Source organism: Flavobacterium sp. NPDC079362 (genome assembly GCF_050267765.1).
Taxonomy (GTDB): domain Bacteria; phylum Bacteroidota; class Bacteroidia; order Flavobacteriales; family Flavobacteriaceae; genus Flavobacterium; species Flavobacterium azizsancarii.
The window spans coordinates 13,765-31,033 of record NZ_JBNNFM010000004.1 but is presented as its reverse complement, the minus strand read 5'-3'; the positions used below and the strand labels follow the sequence as shown (position 1 = coordinate 31,033).

14 protein-coding genes and 1 riboswitch are annotated in these 17,269 nt (G+C 36.6%); of the genes, 10 read left to right on the top strand and 4 right to left on the bottom strand.

The annotated features are described in order from the left end of the window. Nucleotides 1-18: 18 nt before the first annotated feature. The gene (locus tag ACQKCJ_RS05650) at nucleotides 19-537 is read right to left on the bottom strand and encodes a 5' nucleotidase, NT5C type (protein ID WP_271334261.1); all 519 of its coding nucleotides are present in this window, start codon (nucleotides 535-537) and stop codon (nucleotides 19-21) included. A 147-nt stretch (nucleotides 538-684) separates the two neighbouring features. Here ACQKCJ_RS05650 and ACQKCJ_RS05645 point away from each other — a divergent pair, with 147 nt between their 5' ends. The 3 genes from ACQKCJ_RS05645 (at nucleotide 685) to ACQKCJ_RS05635 (ending at nucleotide 3,446) form a co-directional block, all read left to right on the top strand. After that, a complete protein-coding gene (locus ACQKCJ_RS05645; RefSeq protein ID WP_271334262.1) occupies nucleotides 685-1,851 on the top strand; it encodes an MFS transporter in 1,167 nt (388 codons plus the stop codon). Nucleotides 1,852-1,876: 25 nt separating this feature from the next. Beyond that, entirely contained in the window at nucleotides 1,877-2,542 is a 666-nt protein-coding gene (locus ACQKCJ_RS05640) for an HAD hydrolase-like protein (RefSeq protein ID WP_271334263.1), read from the top strand. Nucleotides 2,543-2,696: 154 nt separating this feature from the next. Beyond that, the gene (locus ACQKCJ_RS05635) at nucleotides 2,697-3,446 is read left to right on the top strand and encodes a DeoR/GlpR family DNA-binding transcription regulator (protein WP_271334264.1); all 750 of its coding nucleotides are present in this window, start codon (nucleotides 2,697-2,699) and stop codon (nucleotides 3,444-3,446) included. A gap of 101 nt (nucleotides 3,447-3,547) precedes the next feature. On the opposite strand, the gene ACQKCJ_RS05630 is transcribed toward ACQKCJ_RS05635, so the two are convergent. Further along, complete coding sequence (locus tag ACQKCJ_RS05630; RefSeq protein ID WP_427401565.1) at nucleotides 3,548-4,420, bottom strand: cupin-like domain-containing protein; 873 nt, start codon at nucleotides 4,418-4,420, stop codon at nucleotides 3,548-3,550. Between the two features lie 428 nt (nucleotides 4,421-4,848). Further along, a riboswitch (cobalamin riboswitch) is annotated at nucleotides 4,849-5,049 on the top strand. A gap of 509 nt (nucleotides 5,050-5,558) precedes the next feature. Here ACQKCJ_RS05630 and ACQKCJ_RS05625 point away from each other — a divergent pair. Genes ACQKCJ_RS05625 through ACQKCJ_RS05610 form a run of 4 tightly spaced genes read left to right on the top strand, consistent with a single transcriptional unit; the run spans nucleotide 5,559 to nucleotide 10,363 of the window. Beyond that, complete coding sequence (locus tag ACQKCJ_RS05625) at nucleotides 5,559-6,848, top strand: cell surface protein (protein WP_427401564.1); 1,290 nt, start codon at nucleotides 5,559-5,561, stop codon at nucleotides 6,846-6,848. A 44-nt stretch (nucleotides 6,849-6,892) separates the two neighbouring features. Then, on the top strand, nucleotides 6,893-8,122 hold the full coding sequence (locus ACQKCJ_RS05620; protein WP_271334267.1) for a hypothetical protein: 1,230 nt from the start codon (nucleotides 6,893-6,895) through the stop codon (nucleotides 8,120-8,122). A gap of 7 nt (nucleotides 8,123-8,129) precedes the next feature. Continuing rightward, the gene (locus ACQKCJ_RS05615; RefSeq protein WP_271334268.1) at nucleotides 8,130-9,356 is read left to right on the top strand and encodes a hypothetical protein; all 1,227 of its coding nucleotides are present in this window, start codon (nucleotides 8,130-8,132) and stop codon (nucleotides 9,354-9,356) included. 59 nt (nucleotides 9,357-9,415) lie between these two features. Beyond that, nucleotides 9,416-10,363: a DUF4465 domain-containing protein gene (locus tag ACQKCJ_RS05610; RefSeq protein ID WP_427401563.1), complete on the top strand. Its 948-nt coding sequence runs from the start codon at nucleotides 9,416-9,418 to the stop codon at nucleotides 10,361-10,363. Between the two features lie 70 nt (nucleotides 10,364-10,433). Here the strand turns inward: ACQKCJ_RS05610 and ACQKCJ_RS05605 are convergent, their stop codons facing one another. Both ACQKCJ_RS05605 and ACQKCJ_RS05600 read right to left on the bottom strand, forming a co-directional pair. Beyond that, complete coding sequence (locus ACQKCJ_RS05605) at nucleotides 10,434-11,882, bottom strand: FAD-dependent oxidoreductase (protein ID WP_427401658.1); 1,449 nt, start codon at nucleotides 11,880-11,882, stop codon at nucleotides 10,434-10,436. An 89-nt stretch (nucleotides 11,883-11,971) separates the two neighbouring features. Continuing rightward, nucleotides 11,972-12,994, bottom strand: coding sequence for a LacI family DNA-binding transcriptional regulator (locus ACQKCJ_RS05600; protein WP_427401562.1), 1,023 nt, complete (start codon nucleotides 12,992-12,994; stop codon nucleotides 11,972-11,974). Between the two features lie 324 nt (nucleotides 12,995-13,318). Between ACQKCJ_RS05600 and ACQKCJ_RS05595 the strand changes: the two genes are divergently transcribed. The 3 genes from ACQKCJ_RS05595 (at nucleotide 13,319) to ACQKCJ_RS05585 (ending at nucleotide 17,150) form a co-directional block, all read left to right on the top strand. Then, nucleotides 13,319-14,755 carry a mannitol dehydrogenase family protein gene (locus ACQKCJ_RS05595; RefSeq protein WP_271334272.1) on the top strand — a complete coding sequence of 479 codons (1,437 nt, stop codon included), beginning with the start codon at nucleotides 13,319-13,321 and terminating at the stop codon, nucleotides 14,753-14,755. A gap of 25 nt (nucleotides 14,756-14,780) precedes the next feature. Beyond that, the gene (locus tag ACQKCJ_RS05590) at nucleotides 14,781-16,097 is read left to right on the top strand and encodes an MFS transporter (RefSeq protein WP_271334273.1); all 1,317 of its coding nucleotides are present in this window, start codon (nucleotides 14,781-14,783) and stop codon (nucleotides 16,095-16,097) included. 99 nt (nucleotides 16,098-16,196) lie between these two features. Beyond that, nucleotides 16,197-17,150: a carbohydrate kinase family protein gene (locus ACQKCJ_RS05585; protein ID WP_271334274.1), complete on the top strand. Its 954-nt coding sequence runs from the start codon at nucleotides 16,197-16,199 to the stop codon at nucleotides 17,148-17,150. The last annotated feature ends 119 nt before the right edge of the window (nucleotides 17,151-17,269 follow it).

The following is a 17,269-nucleotide window of genomic DNA, read 5'->3' as shown; positions in this document are numbered from 1 at the left end:
CGGGCTGAATTCCAAAATCTATAAAAGCAATTGGCTAATTTCGTCCCAGTTGGCAACCCTGTTATGACCATTTTCGACACGGTTAAGATTGTGAGGCTGGCTAAACAATATTGTCTGACCATAGAATTTATCCAGATTTTTAAAATGATCATCAATCATTATATCACCTTTCACAATCTCTTTTGTTCCGCAAAATACAATCTGCTGCCATGTTATAAACGGAAAGTTTTCCAGAAGCCATTCCTGTTTTTCTGCCATACTATTAGGGAATTTTGTAGCAGCAGAAACAATAAACAAATCATGAGTCTTATTTAATTTTTTTAATGCCTCGACGCTGCCTGGAATAACAGAAGCATTTCTAAAAAATCCCTTGGTCGCCATATAGATTTCCCCATTCACAAAAGCCTCTTCTTCCAGTTTTCCGGTAATTTCAGAGTAATCCTGATTAGTACCAAAATCCTCCAATTCAAATTTTCTAAACTGTCCGTAAATGTCAGCAATGACACCATCGATATCTACAATTAGTCTTTTTTTCATTTTAATTATTTTTAATAGTTCATTTTTTGAGAGAATTTTCGATAAGAAGATCTCATTATTTTGACTTCTAAATTTTAATTCTATAATATTATTTGCAAATTAATGCAAATTTGCATTAATTTGCAAATAATATTTAAATGATGAAATATGATTAATAAAGTGGTTAAGGCTAAAACTGCAACAAAAACAATGTTTTTAGTATGCGGATTAGGAATAGCAAGTTGGGCGCCAATGGTTCCTTATGCAAAACAACGATTGAACCTTGATGACGCCAATTTGGGTTTGTTACTATTAATGTTGGGTTGTGGCGCAATCACCATGATGCCTGTTAGCGGTTATCTGGGACATAAATATGGTAACAGGATTGTTATTCTTTGCGCTACATTATTGATGGCGTTCACGTTGCCGTTGCTTTTAATTTTGAACACTGCAGTAGCAATGGGTATTGCATTATTTGTCTTTGGCGCAGCAGTAGGAACGGTAGATGTCGCCATGAATTCTCACGGTGTTCAGGTTCAGAATTTATTTGGTAAACCTATAATGTCATCCCTTCACGGTCTTTTTAGCGTAGGCGGACTTTTTGGTTCTCTGGGCTTGGGCTTTTTAATGAAATTTGGCTTAGAACCTATAACAGCAGCAGTAAGTATAGCAATATTGCTTATTTTAATTGTAACCTCCCAATACCGTTTTCTATTTGATGCAGGCACAGAAAAAGCTGCAATAGAGAGTTTTTCTCCAGATAAGGAAGTTGGACAAAAATCTTTCTCCTGGCTTAAGAGAAGCGTGATTTTCCTCGGAATTATGTGTTTTATAGTATTTCTTTCTGAAGGAGCAATGTTAGATTGGAGCGCATTATTCCTGCACGAAAACCGAGGTGTCAATGAAGCGTTTACCGGAATAGGATATGCCATGTTTTCAATTGCTATGGCTACAATGCGACTTGTTGGCGATAAAATAGTGTCACGTTTTAATAGTAAAAAAGTTGTTGTAGCAGGAAGTCTTATCGCTGCTTCAGGATTGTTTCTGGCAGTATTGACTCCGTGGACCATAACAGCATTGATTGGGTTTATTCTTTTAGGATTAGGCGCTGCTAATATTGTTCCTGTTTTTTTAAGCGAAGCCGGACGACTAAAGAACATATCAGCATCAATTGCTATTCCGGCAGTTACCACAATGGGATATGCGGGACAATTGGCAGGACCTGCTTTACTTGGATTGCTTGCACAAGCATTCTCTTTGCCAATAGCCTTAGGCAGCTGTGGGATTTTGTTGGTAGTAGTAGCAACAGTTTATAAGGTAAGAAAACAGGAATAAAATATTTTACAGATTAACAAAAGGAATGAAACAAGAAAAGGCCGCTCCCGTAATTGCATGTATTATATTTAATAGTGATACAATTTTACTCAATGCAGAAACAATAATAATTTCGATCCTGTTAGATAAAGCCGAGGAGTACGGATTAAACATAGAGCTTGATGATGCCTTGAGTCTTTTTAGCGAAAAAGGAATCGAAGAGAATATAAAACAACTTAAAGATCTTATAGTGATCAATGTTGCAAATGATTTTGAAGAAGAAGTAAGAAAAAAAATCTATGAAGAATTAAGGAGTGGACTTGATGTTAAAGAAGGAGTAAGAAGAATACTGGAAATACCTGAAATGCCATTTTTCGTATTGTCCAATGTTCCCCAGGAAGAAATTGAATTCAATCTAAAGTTGACTAATCTACTTAATCTTTTTACGCCAGAGAAAATATTGACCACTTCTGAAATAGAGAAGCAAAATCCAGACACTGCGTTATATTCGAATGTTGCAACAACTATAGGATATCAACCAGAGGAATGCTTTGTGATTGCCGACAGCATTGTTGGACTGAAAAATGCGGTAGAGGAAGGTTTTAATGTGTATGGACTTTCTAATGGATTCAATGAAAACGAAATGAGAGAGACAGGCGCAATTGTTTTCGAAGAAATTAAAGAATTATCAAACTTTTTAAAAATTCTTTAAGCTATAATATTTAATATTTTGTATTGGGTAATGCATAAAATACAGTTTTCTGCAGGATTGATTTCTGCATTATTTATTAAATGAAATGACTTTTCGAAAGGGAAACAGTATGTTTTATAACTAATTATACCCAAAGGATTAATAATAAAATTTGATGATAAAAGAAGAACGTTTTGACCATATACTTAGATTATTAAAACAAAAAGACAAAGTAACCTATGATATGCTGGCAGTTGATCTTGAAGTTTCTGAAGATACAATTAGACGGGATATCGAACTTCTTCACAATAACGGATTATTATCTAAAGTCAGGGGAGGCGCAATCCCGATATCAAAGAATCCTTTGAATTTTCAGGATCGCGCGTCTTATCTTTCAGATGGTAAAAAGACAATTGCGTTAAAAGCCCGGCAATTTATTAAAAACGGACAAACAGTTTTTATGGATGGCGGTACGACTGTATGCGCAATTGCAGCTCATCTTCCGCTTAATTCAAGTTTAAGGATTGTAACTAATAATGTGGCCTTAGTACCAATTCTTTCAAAATTTAAAAACATTGAAATTATTGTTTTAGGAGGTGTTTACAACAGACATACAGAAACGAATTTAGGAGCAAAAAGCCGTGAGGAGATCAGAAATTATATTGCTGATGTTTATTTTATGGGTGCATGTGCCATACAGAGTAAATTTGGGATAACGTCAACTTTTAATGATGAAGCAGAAATAAAACGCATTATGCTAGCCAATGCTAAACAAATAATTGTTTTAGGAAATATCGAAAAAATAAATAATACAGAATCCTTTAAGGTTTGTGATCTTAAAGATATAAACGCACTTATTACAGATTTATCAAGCGATGACAGTAAACTTGATGCTTACAGAAGTTTAGGAATTAAATTGATTTGACGTGATTTTTTAGCCAATTGATTTTAAGTCTCATAGAATTAAAAAAGCCCCAAAGTCAATTGATTTTGGAGCTTTTTTTATGTTTTAACTCATTTATTGTATTATTTGGCAGCTTCTAAAGTAGCATTAGTCCTGCGTATAGATTCTGCATCCTTATAATCCAGCCATTCCTGACCCTTTCTTTTGCGCATCCAGTTATCATAATAACGAATGATTGCAACGTTAGCAAAACCCTTCCATAAGTTAGATGGGCGTCCGGCAAGAGAACGCAGGCTAAGCGAGAATCCCGGTGAAAGGTATTTCATATAATGCCACCAGCCTTCCGGCATATAAAGCATTTCTCCGTGGTTCAGCTCCGTAATATAAGGCCTTACTTTTCTAAGTGCCGGAAATCGTTCATAATCAGGATTATCAAAATCAATATCCTCATTACACAACCACGAATAGGGTAGGCGGTACATATATTTTGTTTCTTTGGGATCAACCAGGACACATTGTTTTTTACCTTCAAAATGAACATGAAAAATATTGGGAAAATCAATATCATAATGCATGAAAACCTTCGCATCCTGACCGCCAAAGAAAACAAGAGGCAGGTTTTTAAGCAGGCGGATTCCCAGACGCGGCCAATGCATATCAGCCTTCATTACAGGAACCTCTTTCATAAGATTGTACAAGAATATCCGAAGATCTGTTGGACCCTTTTCAAGAATATCGATATACTCAGACATAGTCATTGTAAAATCCGGCTCATTCACTTTTTTGGTATAATCGGTTTTACGGCTGTCATATAAAGGAACCATTTTCTCACCGGCAACTTCCCTTATAAAATTAAAATCCCATTTGCTAAACGCAGGCCAGTCTTCTATTTGATTGGTAATTACAACAGGTTTCTGAGGTTTGTAATAATTTTCTATAAACTCTTTTTTTGTAAGCTTTTCAACCCTTTCTATCGGTATATAATCAAATGACATATGTAATAGTTTTTTTAAGTTATATAAATTCAGTGCACATTTGCTAGTTGCATAAAAGCCCAATAGCTCAACCAGTTTTATTAAAGTAATATTTGACAGTTGCCAAGAATGTGATTAAGAACAAAATTTGTAATTTTTACTGCCTGTATTACTACATCGCCCAGTATGCTAAAAAAAGTATTGTAAGCTTTTTTATAGTAAAGATACACATTCTTCATTAAAATAAAGTTGCTGATTTATTGATACAGACCACATTGGTTTATATTAAAATCTTTAAAAGCATTCATTAAAAAATCAAAAAAGCTTTTTCTTAAGGAAATGATATTTTATTCAAATATTTAGAAGTTTAACCATTACATTTTTTATATAAATTGTGATAAATTTAATTTAATGATAAAAAGTAGTGGATTTTTATAAAGATAATTATATATTTACCCTCAGATTTTGGTCTGTTTTTTCTTAAGAAAAAACAGTTAAAAGGGAATCAGGTGCAAATCCTGAACAGACCCGCTACTGTAAGTTCTATATAAGTCTTTAAACGTTACTAATGCCATTGTCCCGCTTTGCGGATGAGAAGGCTGTTTAAAGATGGAACAAGTCAGGAGACCTGCCACAATCACATAGTGTAAAACTTTCGTGGAATAAAGTTGGACAACAAGAATTGACCTGTTATTGTATAACGGGATTCTCTCTTATTGCTTTTCATTCATACATTCCGGAGTTTATTTAATTAAATGAGTGATGTACAATACCGGAAAAAAACTTTTATTTCATTTTATAATTTCTGCTTCCCTGGTTTATTTCAAGGAGCCTGAAACTCGTTTTTGTTTTTTAAATCCCGAGATATTAAAGTCTAAACTTCATCTGTATTTAGTTCCCAAAAAAAACCTTTCCAAAAAAATATTACAAATTCTCAAGAAGCATAATACCTATTATGTTTCAAACCCAAATTTAGAAAAATTCTTATTTACCTCTTTTGTTAAATTTCAAAATCAAAGGATTCTGCATGACCTCACACCAAATTTTCATTAGTCATTTTAGCTCTTGTATTTTATATATAAACAAATCAATAAGTACAGTTAATTAAATAAAAACTTTAATAAATATCACTTTTAATCAGAATCAAAAAATAATAGATATGTATAAAAAATCCTTGTCCTATTTCAGATCAGTACTTCTTTTGGCTGCAGCACTTTTGCTGACCAATTGTTCAGATAATGGCGGAACGAACGATGAAAATATTCCTCCCATAGCCGGTCAGGATATCCCTTATAATGTACCAAGATTTACCATACTTGCCATAAGTCCCAATATTGTTGTGAGCGCAGATGCAACCTACAGCTGGACGGTCACGAATGCTCCAACACAGAATTATTCGTTGGTCAATACAACGACAAAAGAAGCCCTGTTTGCAGCAACAGAAGTTGGCACTTATAACCTGACAGTGACTATAAACGATAAGGGCGCCATTCAGAACCAGAAAATTGTGATAACGGTTAGTAAAGAAACAAAAGAGTTTAAAACTTTTATAGCTAAAGTTTTTGAATTCAAACCTGCCCCGGGACAATTCATAAACGATTTGCCGGCAGCCAATGATGGCGATACAACAGAAAGAATTTTGACGAGAACCAATACTTACCTCGCCAAGAAAAACGGGGACTTGATTTCTCTTGGCGCTTTTGGAGGTTATGTTGTTTTTGGTTTTGACCACACTATTGTAAATATCAAAGGCAAACGTGATTTCAGGGTATTGGGTAATGCATTTTGGGCAGAAGCCAATCCTAACCCTAACAGCACTATGCGTGGCGGTAGCAGTGAAGCAGGAGTAATAATGGTGTCTTATGATAAAAATAAAAACGGACTTCCGGATGATGAATGGTATGAAATTGAAGGTGCCGGACATAAAATGGAAAAAACGATTCATAATTATGAGATAACGTATTACAGACCTGATCCTAATAAAAAACCCGTTCCCGGTGGCGGCACAGGAACAGTAAATTTTACAGATACGGAATATATCTATTGGAAAGACAATCAGGGCAAAGACGGTTATCTGGTACAAAACAATGCCTATAATCATTCTCTTGAATACTGGCCAAAATGGCTAAAAGACCAGCCAAGTATCACTTTTAAAGGAACAAGATTACCGGATAATGCAGTCGATGAAAGCGGAACGGGAAGTTATTTTGTACAGTATGCCTTTTTATACGGATACGCAGATAATGCACCTAATAATGACGATGATTCTGCGATTGATATTGATTGGGCAATTGACAAAAGCGGAAATAAAATTAAGCTTCCCGGAATCGATTTTGTCAAAGTCTACAATGGTCTTAATCAGCAGGCAGGATGGCTGGGTGAAACTTCGACGGAGGTTATGGGAGCAACAGATTTGCATCTTTTAGGAGAAAATATCCCAACCCGATAATCAATTGAATAACGTATTAAATTAAAATTATTATATCAAAAACTATGAAAAAAAACTTTACCCATTTATTATTAATTGCCTTTGCAGCCGTCTTTACAGGATGCAGCAGTAATGATGATAACCCTGAACAAAAATTGATCGCAATTACACTTCAGGAAAAATATGAAGCTCCAACATTTAGCATTTTAAACATAACGTCTTCTGCCGAAATAACCAGTCCTGTTTATGAATGGATTTTGACAAAAAATCCTGTGAACCAAACGACTGATTCTATCGTAGGAAATACAAAAGACCTACGTTTTGCAGCCATTTACGCAGGTAGTTACGAACTTACTTTAAATGTTACTTCAGGAGACAAAAAGGGAAGTAAAAAAACAATAGTGAATGTAACGAATGAAGCCAAAAATTTCAGTCCGTACATCACAAGTATCTTTGATTTTGATCCGGCACCGGGAATGTTTGCCAACGATTTATATAAAGACGGATTTAAAAAAGAAGACATGGCACGAACTGCATTGGGCAGAATCAATGAAACCAGTGTAGGATATGAACTTGACTTAGGAGGTTTTGGAGGTTCTATTATTGTGGGTTTTGATCATACTGTTGTGAATGTTCCGGGACAAAGTGATTTTAAAATATATGGAGGAGATTTGAGCGATAAGGCTAATCCGCCGGCACCGGGATTGATCTATGTTGCTTATGATAAAAACGGAAACGGAAAACCGGACGAAGACGAATGGTATGAAATCATAGGAAGTCAGCATGCGAAAGCAAATACTATAAAGAATTTTAAAATTACTTATCATAAAAAAGCAGCAGGAGCGCCTGTAGTTGTAGGAGGACCTAATGATATGTTTACAGATCGTGAGCACATCTTTTGCGAAAACAACTCGGCAGAGTCTTATTATATGCCAAGATCTAAGACTAAAAAAGAATATTATCCTTTGTGGTCTTCTCAGACTGCAGTTACTTATCAAGGTACAAGACTGAATGTAGATTTTATTACGGCACGTCCCGGACAAACTACCTTATGGAATTTTACTCCTCCGCAATGGGGATATGCAAATGCTGTAAACCCTGATATTGATATCGACTGGGCAGTAGATAAAAACGGAAATAAAGCCAATCTACCGGGAATCAATTTTATAAAAGTAGTGAACTGTGTGAGCGAACCAATGGGACTTTGCCATCAACAGTCTTCAATGGCTACCCGATTTGCAGGTGCAGCCGATCTTCAACTATTAAAAAAATACAATTTAAAAAAAGTAAAATAATCAGAATATGAAAAAGTATTTAAAACATAGTTTGTTTCTTGTCGCTATTGGCACTTTTTATTGCTGTAGCAATGACGATTCAAAAGAACAAGATCCTCAAATACAACCTGTAAAAGAAGCTTCAATTTCATTAAAATTAGTTTCAGAATTTACAGTAAGCAGGTACAATACAGTTAGCGTTGATCCGGAAGTGCTTATTGAAAATGGCGATCCCGCTCTTGCAAAATACAAATGGACAGTAAAAGTAACCGGTACCAGTGGAGCTGTAAAAGATTCTGTTATTGCAGACACAAAGACATTACAGTTCATAGCGCCCAAAGCTGCCAGTTATGCAGTAGATTTAACCGTAACGTTAGGCAAAATGACAAAACAAGCGTCTACAAAAGTTGCTGTTTCAGAAACAGGTAAAACCTATACTTCAAAAGCATTATTGCTTATCGATTATTTACTTGCACCCAGCTATAATAGTGATAATACTCCATTTACTGCCAAAGCTGATGTTATGGAACAAATTCAGTCAGATCTTATAGAAGGAAATGATATTGCATTAGGAACTTTTGGAGGATCGATCGTTACAAAATTTGATCATACTGTAATAAATACGTATGGCAAACGCGACTTTACGGTTTTAATGACCCAGAACAGCGGTAGTTTAAAATTTTCGCCTGTAAGTATATATGTTGCCTACGATGCAAATAAAAATGGTATTGCAGACGAAAACGAATGGTATGAAATTGCGGGCAGCGAACATAATAAATCGACGACTGTTAAAAATTATGAAATTACATACAACAAACCTAATCCGGCTAAAGCAGCTGTAACAGGCACAAAAGACTGGCAATTTGATAAAGAATATCTTAAATGGACAGATAATAAAAATGCTTCCGGTTTTATTACAAAAACAAAAAAATGGAGACGATATAATTATTATCCACAATGGATGGGAGAATCTTATACAGTAAAAGGAACAAAAATATATCTGCCCATAAAAGATGTAAGTGATGGAGAGGGAACAGTCTATAATGTAGGAACTTTTGAGTGGGGTTACGGAGGTATCAAAGATCCGTCAATAGATATTAGTTGGGCTGTAGACAATAACGGAAAGAAAGTTCATTTGCCGGGAATTGATTTTGTCAAAGTATTCGTGTCAACATTTGCAGAGGCAGGTGGTACAGATTTGGTAACCAGCCACTTTGTACAAGCCGAAGATTTGAATTTTTCTAAAAGCAAGTAAGCAGGAATACTTTTTCTAAAGTAATTAAAGACGAATAATAACCCTAAATTTTATAAATTATGAAAAAAGTACTTTATTTTTTGACAGTCGGTCTTTTCTTAGGTCTTTCATCCTGTAATAATGACGACGCTCCTTTAAGTAACGAAAGCGCCAGTGCAACAGCAAAAAGCACAAGTAGCAAAACAAAAAAAACGGTAACAGATCCTGCAATTGGAACCCTGTCAACGCTTAATCTAACGAGTGCATTATTAGCAAGCGGAACGACTACAGCAGGAGGTAAATACTGGGAAAACACCTATGTTTCAGGTACCAATCTTAATGTTGACATTTTTACATTTTCGCATACAGCAACTTCTGCCGGTTATAATTACTGGGATGGTTTTACGGTATCAAATGTAAATGATGTTAAAGATTACGGTTCTGGTGCTGCACCTGGCGGATCTGATGGCTGGGTGGCTCATCAATGGGGAACTATGGCGGGAAGTGGTTTTGGAACTTCTTCTTCAGTAGCTCCGGGAACACCCGGGACACCTGGAGATCCTTATATTGTTGCGTATTGGTCAAGTTATTTAGATCCTAAAAATCCACAAGGAACTACTTTTAGCGAAAGCGGTTTTTCTAACTGGATTAAAATAGGAAACTCTGGATTATACAAAGTCGAAGGATTAAAAATCAACATGCATCCATGGCCTTATTACGGTTGTTTGTACGGAGATGGATTCGCAAGAGCGTTTACCTCGGGTGATTCTTTCAAATTGTTGATTTACGGAGTAACCGAAGACGGAACTATTACGAACCCTATTAGTCATACATTAGCAAATCATACAGGATCTTCGTTAGTTATGCCTACAGGCTGGGTGAATGTAAGCACAAGTGGTCTTCAGAGTTTAGGAGAAGTAAAATACCTTGTTTTTCAAATGTCTTCAACAGACTTCGATTTAGTGTACGGAATAAATACCGCAGCTTATTTCTGTTTGGATAAATTATCAGTAAGAAGAATAGAATAAAATTATTTGAAAATATCAGATACAATAAGAGCCATCGAAAGAATGGCTCTTATTTATTGAAACATGTTTGTTATCTGTCTTTTTTCTTTAAACGGCGTCCTCTTGGTTCGTCTCCTTCATGAAGTACAATTTCAGAATGCAGGAACTCCGCGGCGTCTGCAGAATCTTTTACCTTGACAGCACTGCGTTCCAGCATTTCTTTTTCAAACTCATTCAGGACACTTACTCTTAGACCCACTTTTTTCCAGTGAGATAAAGATTTACATCCTTTAAATATCATTCGGGCGAGCGTGAGCGCATCTAACAGCGCCTGGTTTGCACCTTGTCCCTTAAACGGGCTCATTGGGTGAGCTGCATCTCCGATCAGCGTTATTTGTCCGCCTTTATTCAACAATTCAGATTCGAGTAATTCCCGATCATAGACCGGATAACCGGAAATCTGCGCTTCTGGTGTTGCTTCTAAAATTTCAGGAACAGGACTGTGCCACTGCGTTCTGCGACACGCTTCTTCTTTAAGAGCTTTAAGTCCCTGAGCACTTAATGCTTTTGCCTCTTCTTCCGGCATTGGGAAACTAAGCTGCCACATAACCGAATCTGATTTATAAGGCATGATGTAAATTCGCTCATTGCCATTGGCAGTTTGAAAAACAGTAGCCGAGTCTAATAAGGAACTATTAAGACCTTCAAGAGATTTTAGAGGGCAAATCCCCAATATCACAATACAACCCAGATAACGTAAAGGTGTAATATCTTCGCCAATCAGCATTTTCCGAACTGAACTGCGAATACCATCAGCACCAACCACAAGGTCTGCCTTGCAATTTTTTATTGCTCCGTTTACCTGAAAGCTCAGCGTAAAACTTTCATCTTCGCATTTCTTAAAATCCATTAATTGGTGATCCCAATTTACTTTGTCTTGTCCGCCAAGCTGCTCCAGCAGCGCCAGTCGCAAAGATTGTCGTGCAATATGTATATTGGAGCGTTTCTGAAATGTTTTTGCCTCAGATGACACCCATTTTCTCACGCCCCATTCCCCAATTACTTTTCCTTCTGTAGTGTGAACCAAATGCCGTGTTGAAACCACGCCATCGTCTAAGGAGAAAATACCCAATCCCTCGATTGCTTTACTGGCTTGTTGCAACGTCAGCCCGTAGCCCTGAGAACGCGAATCGAAATTGTTGTCGCGTTCATAAAGAGTAAAAGGAATCCCGCGGTGCAAACAAGCAACCGCCAGAGCGACTCCGCCTATGCCCGCACCAATAATAGCGACATGCGGATAATTTTCTTTATCTGGCAAAACAGGGTTTAAGGAAGTAATCAATCCGGATCCGGAACAGTTCAGGCAGGAGTTGAGGTGGGCTTTAGGACGTACCGGAGCTATTCCTTCATTATTTGCTTTTTCGAATTGATCTAACGCAGTCTGGTATTGGAGTCTCACTTTCTTACTGAGCCGCTGACTTTTTTTGCCTCGTCCCTGACACTCCGGACAAATAATCCAGTTTGTCTTTTCATTTTCCATTTTTCCCACTCCTTTATTTTTTTTTACTTTAATCAGGCTGAACCCAATTGTCTTTATGTAATTTCCTGATAATGCCGTGCTAATTTTTTTTATAAAGCTTTCCCTAATGTAGAGGCTCGGTATACCAGTTTAGCATCCAGAATTATCGTTCGGCTTGGTGATGAATCATCTTTTATCTTTTCGATTAAAAGTGTCGCTGCACTTTCTCCCATTTTTGTCAAAGGCTGTTCTACACTCGTTAATTGCGGGAACACATTGACAGAGAATTCTGTTCCTGAAAAACTTGCAATGGCAATTTCTTCGGGAACCTTTATACCTTGTTCCTGTAAATAGTTCATCGCACCAATAGCCAGTGTATCAGTAAAAGCAAAGATACTGTCAAATTGTACTTTGTTGTCCAGTAATTTTTTAGCAGCAATTCTTCCATCGTCAAATCCCACTCCATTTGTTTTGACCATCAATTGAGCATCATAAAGATTGTGTTTGGTTAAAATACGCTGGTAACCTCCGGCGCGTTCTACAGAATTACGAACAGTCGAAGGTCCCATTAGATGCACTATTTTGGTTCGGCCACAACTGATTAGATGTTCGATCATCAAAGAAGCTTTAATGTGATCATCGACCAGAACTTTTGAGACATCGAGTGTATTTTGAGGTATCCTGTCGAAGAATACAAGCGGAGTTCCTCTTTGTATTATTTCCTGATAGATTTCCTGATTGTGTGTTTCATGGCAGAGATTGATTATAATTCCGTCAACATTGAAACTTTCGAGCAAAAGCAGATTCTCCCTTTCGCGCAAAGGATCTTCATCTGATTGTAGAATTATAACTTTATATCCCAAAGGATAAAGAATATTGTGAACACCTTGCAGCACTTTTGATGAAAAAGGTGTTGTCATTTCCGGAACAACAAATCCTATACTTTTTGTTTTACCGTATTTTAAGTTCAAAGCCGTTACATTGGGTTTATAACCCAATTTTTGTGCAGCTTCTATTACCCTGTTTTTTGTATCGGCATGTATGTTTTTATCATTAAGCAACGCTCTCGAAATGGTAGAAGTGGATAAGGACAGATACTGTGCAAGATCTTTTATGGTAGTTCGTTTCATCATGCTTAATTTATTCAAAAATAATAATAATCTAACACATAAAAACATAGATTATACATTGAGAAAGAAACCTATTTATTTTGCAGCAATATTTTTTTGTAATTTTAAGAAGTTAAACGCTTTATTATTAGGTGAAAAGCCTGCATGTCTATGGGTTAATTTTAATAACAGGAGAGGTCAAAGAATACAATTTGATACTCTGGGAACGTTCCCAAGATATTGGGAACGTTCCCATAATGGTTTTTTTACGAAAACGATGTAAATAGTAAGTGAATGTTATAAGTTTGATAAAAATATCGACAAATTATTACCAAATAAATTTAAAAAATGAAAACTATAGAGTATCAATATAATGCCAAAGATATTAGTCAGGGTATAGTACATATTGGGGTTGGCAACTTTCACAGAGCACATGAGGCATTTTATACAAATGAATTATTGGCCCATAAGGACCAAAGCGAATGGGGAATATGCGGTGTGAGCTTATTGATTGCTGATAAGAAAAATGTAGAAAACTTAAAGTCACAGGATTTTGACTATACTGTAACTGTATGTGGCCGAAATGGGCAAGACGAAGTTTATAAAATTGGTGCAATTCAGGAAATTATTGCAGGTTATGAAAATCCAAAAGCTGTAATTGATAAGATTGCCGAAAGTAACATAAAGATTATCTCACTGACAATTACTGAAGGCGGATATAATTTGGATAAGGAAACAGGGAATTTCAGGCTTGAGGATGAAAAAATCAAACATGATATTCAGAATCCAAAATCACCTGCTACAGTTTTTGGGTTTATAGCCGAAGGTTTACGTGCCCGCAAGCAAATGGGAAATGGCGGTATCACTATTCTTTCGTGCGACAACCTGCAACATAACGGAGATACGGCAAGAAAAGCATTTACAGCATTTATAGAAGCACAAGATGCCGAACTGGCTATTTGGGTAGCAGAACATGTTACGTTTCCTAATAGTATGGTAGATCGAATTACGCCCGCTACAACACCGGACGATATAATACGCCTGAACAAGAATAGCGGGATCGATGACAAAGCGCCTGTGTATTGCGAAGACTTTATTCAGTGGGTTATTGAGGATAATTTTATTGCAGGAAGACCAGCATGGGAAAGAGTAGGAGTTGAGTTTGTAAAAGATGTTGCTGTTTTCGAAAACATGAAGCTAAGTCTTCTAAATGCATCGCACACACTTTTGTCTTATCCTGCATTTTTAGCCGGTTACCGTAAAGTTGATGTTGCGATGCACGATCCGCTTTTTGTTAATCTGCTAAAAGATTTTATGAATATCGATATTACACCTTATGTTCCTGCACCAAAAGGGATAGATCTCGAACGATATAAAAAGACACTTCTGGAGCGTTTTGCCAATCATGCAGTAAGCGATCAGCTGAGCAGATTGTGTTATGATGGTATTTCGAAATTTCCCGTTTACATTATGCCTAATCTTGGCAAGATGATAAAAGACGATAAGGATCTCTCAAGAATGGCTTTTCTTATCGCTTCTTACAGGCACTATTTAAAATACAAAACAGATAGTAACGGATTACAATATGATATAGCGGAACCTTGGCTGGATACAGTCGACAGTGAACTTATAGAAAGCAATGATCCTCTGGGTTTTCTAAAGTTAGCCCCTTTTAAAAGTTGTGATCTTAGCAGTTCAGAGCAATTCACAACAGCTTATATTCATTTTGTTACCGCTATAAAACAAGACGGAATAGTGGCCGTGTTAACAACAATAGTAGCGTAACGGTCATTCTGTTAATACAACAAATATGAAACTAAAATCTCAAAATCGAATATTGCCGTATGTGGTAGTTACTTTTATTTACTTTATTGTGGGATTTCTTACCACTGTAAACGAGCAGCTTCAGGCACCTCTTAAATTTACATTTTTATCTGAGGCTGGAGCTTATAAAAATACGCTGACCACCTTGATTTCTTTTTTCTTTTTTCTGGGATATCTTATAAATGGTACATTAGGAAGTAAGTGGGTCAACAGGTTTGGATACAAGAAAACCATAATTCGCGGTATTTTCTTTATCATATCCGGATTGGTAATGTATTTGTTTGCCGTAGAGATAGGGTATAAGTTCCCTGATTTTCATTTTGCGGCAGGCGGAGCAATTATTCCGTACGGATATATTATTTTCTTATTGGGTTCTTACCTAATGGGAACCTCTGCTGCGATAATACAAGTTGTAGTAAATCCGTATGTGGCTTCTTATGATTTACCCGGTACACAGCCCGTTCAGCGTTTGAGTATTACAACAGGTATTAATTCTATAGGAACTACCTCAGCACCGTTTTTTGTGACGCTCGTAATGTTCAGGGGAATTTCTATTGATAATATCGAAATCAAACAGCTAATCACACCGCTTTTACTGCTGATACTCTGTATTGCTGCAGTCGCACTTTTGGTACGAAAACTTGATATTCCTGATATCGCACATACCCGTGCCAAAGTAGGAGAAAAACTCGAAAAGAGTATTTGGTCTTTTAGGCATTTTGCATTGGGAGTATTGGCCATTTTCTTTTATGTAGGTACAGAAGTAGCTATTGGTGCCAATATTAATTTGTATGCATTCGAATTGGAAGAACTCGGAAATCCCGTTTCTTTTTTCGGAAAGACAGACATTATTATTGGCGGGATGGATCTTGGAATACACGCTTTGCTTTCTACGCTTTATTGGGGTGGTTTTCTGGTTGGGCGCGTGATATCCAGTTTTCTTAGCAAGGTTTCAGCACGTCAGCAATTAATTACTACCACCATTATAGCGGCGATTTTTGCTGTAATTGCCATGGTTTTTCAAAATATCTGGTTTTTGGTTGCGATAGGTTTACTGCATTCATCTATGTGGAGCTGTATTTATTCGCTTTCTATAAAAGGTTTAAAACAATATACCTCGAAGGCTTCGGGAGTTTTTATCTCAGCAGTATTTGGTGGGGCAGTTTTTACCCTGCTTCAAGGTGCAATGGCAGACCTTTTTGGTTCATGGCGCTGGACATGGTGTCTTACCCTGGTGTGCGAATTACTGATATTGTTATACGCTTTAGTTGGATCACAGCCCAGAGAAAAAGATATTATATAAACAATTAAAACCGTCGCATGTACTTAATTTTAAGTTCCGGCGGGACGCGATATAATAATGCATTGCAATGTGTTATTCTAAAGTATAAAGAATACAAAAATGACAAATTCAAATAAAATCAAAGTAGCCTGTTTTGGCGAAGTGTTATGGGACCTTTTTCCGGGGAAAGAGAAAAGTGCCGGAGGAGCACCTTTTAACGTTGCTTACAATCTTTTTAAAATGGGGATTGATTCCCGAATGATCAGTAGTGTAGGAGATGATGATCCGGGGAGGGAAATTATAAAAAAAATAGACAGTTGGAACATGCCGGTTAAGAGCATACAACTGAACAAGAATTATTCAACCAGTACTGTCGTTGCCACATTTGATGAGCACAAGGAAGCACATTATGATATTGTGACCAATGTAGCCTGGGATTTTATTGAAGCAACACCTCAGGATATAGAGCTGATTAGAAATGAAGATGCTCTTGTTTTTGGCTCACTTGCAACAAGAAGTCCGCAATCTAAAAACACACTTTTTACCTTGCTTGAAAACAGTACGTTTAATGTTTTTGACATAAACCTAAGGAAGCCACATTATGATTTAAGTGTCATTAAAGACCTTTTGCATAAATCTCACCTTGCCAAATTCAATAAAGCGGAATTATTGCTGCTAAGAGAATTTTTAGGAAAGAAATACGATTCAGAAGAAGATATTGTCAGCTATTTGCAAGATACTTTCAAATTGCCCGAAGTTATAGTATCAAAAGGAAGTAAAGGCGCACTTTATGCCAGCGATGGTAATTTTTACCTGTATCCGGCTGTAGATATCGTAGTGGCCGATACCGTAGGAAGCGGAGATGCCTTTTTAGCAGGTTTCTTATCTAAAAGACTTGAAAAAGCAGCCTCAATAGACGATATAATGAAACAGGCAGTAAGCTTAGGCGCCTATATAACATCAAAAGAAGGAGCATGTCCTGAATATGAAATATCAGATTTTAAACTTTTCACAAAGACACAAAATAGTCATTCACGAGAAGAGGAACTTAATGACGCTATTGTAAATCATTAAATTATTGAGATAAAGTAAAGGCAGCTGATGTATTAATTGGCTGCTTTTACTGCATTTAGCCAACACAATTATTTTGGCAAAAAAACGACTGGCTAATTTAGGCAGGTTATTAGTTTTAA